This is a genomic window from Methyloceanibacter sp. (genome assembly GCF_058506495.1).
The window spans coordinates 1-1,172 of record NZ_JBZMXT010000197.1 but is presented as its reverse complement, the minus strand read 5'-3'; the positions used below and the strand labels follow the sequence as shown (position 1 = coordinate 1,172).

At 57.1% G+C, this 1,172-nt stretch carries 1 protein-coding gene; it reads right to left on the bottom strand.

The window, feature by feature from the left end:
- Positions 1 to 1,172, bottom strand: a 1,172-nt coding sequence (thrS, locus tag AC33YF_RS13965; protein ID WP_491777821.1) for a threonine--tRNA ligase, incomplete at both ends; no start/stop codon positions are given.

Genomic DNA, 1,172 nt, shown 5'->3' with positions numbered 1-1,172 from the left:
ACCGGTACCGTCTTCTCTCCATCGGCGCCGATATAGTAGGCCCCGAGCCGCTCTGGCATGTTTAGGTCCACCTGAATGGTTCCGCACTGCCAGTCGCGACCGATCGCATCACGCAGGACGTACTCGAGCTTGGGCCCATAGAAGGCGCCCTCGCCGGGATTCAGTTCATATGTCAGTCCGGCAGCCTCAACGGCACGCTTCAGCGCAGCCTCGGCTTTGTCCCAAACAGCGTCCTCGCCGACACGCTTATCGGGACGATCGGAGAATTTGATTCGAACATCCTCGAAGCCGAAATCGCGATAGATGGAAAGCATCTGTTCGTTAAGCTTCACGCACTCTTCCGTAATTTGATCTTCAGTACAGAAGATATGCGCATCATCCTGAGTGAAGTGGCGGACCCGTAACAGACCATGCAGCGCGCCGGATGGCTCGTAGCGATGAACCTTACCGAACTCGGCCATGCGCAGAGGCAGGTCGCGATAGCTCTTCAGGCCGTTCTTGAAGATCTGCACATGGCCAGGACAATTCATGGGTTTGCAGCAGAACACCCGGTCGTCGGGTGTCTCGGCGAGATACATATTCTCCTGGAACTTCTCCCAGTGGCCGGACTCCTCCCAAAGTGTCCGTTCCATCATGTCGGGCGAATTGACCTCGACATAACCCCAGTCCTGTTGTCGCCGCCGCATATAGCCAATCAGCGACTGGAACAGCGACCAGCCCTTAGCGTGCCAAAATACAGCGCCCGGCGCCTCTTCCTGGAAGTGAAACAAGTCCATCTCACGGCCCAAGCGGCGGTGATCGCGCTTCTCCGCCTCTTCCAGCATATGGAGATAAGCCTTGAGATCCTCTTCGGTCGCCCAAGCCGTGCCATAGATACGCTGAAGCATGGGATTGTTACTGTCGCCCCGCCAATAGGCGCCGGCGATCTTCTGGAGCTTGAACGCCTTGCCGATCTTGCCCGTAGACGTCATGTGCGGTCCGCGGCAGAGGTCAAACCATTCGCGCTGCGAGTAAATCTTGATGTCGTCGCCTTCGGGAATCGCGTCGATGAGTTCAACCTTGTAGTCCTCACCCATCTCGCCGAACATTTTTTTCGCCGCCTCGCGCTCCATCAGCTCGTACGAGAACGGCGAGTCGCGCTGGATGATCTCGCGCATCTTTGCTTCGATCTT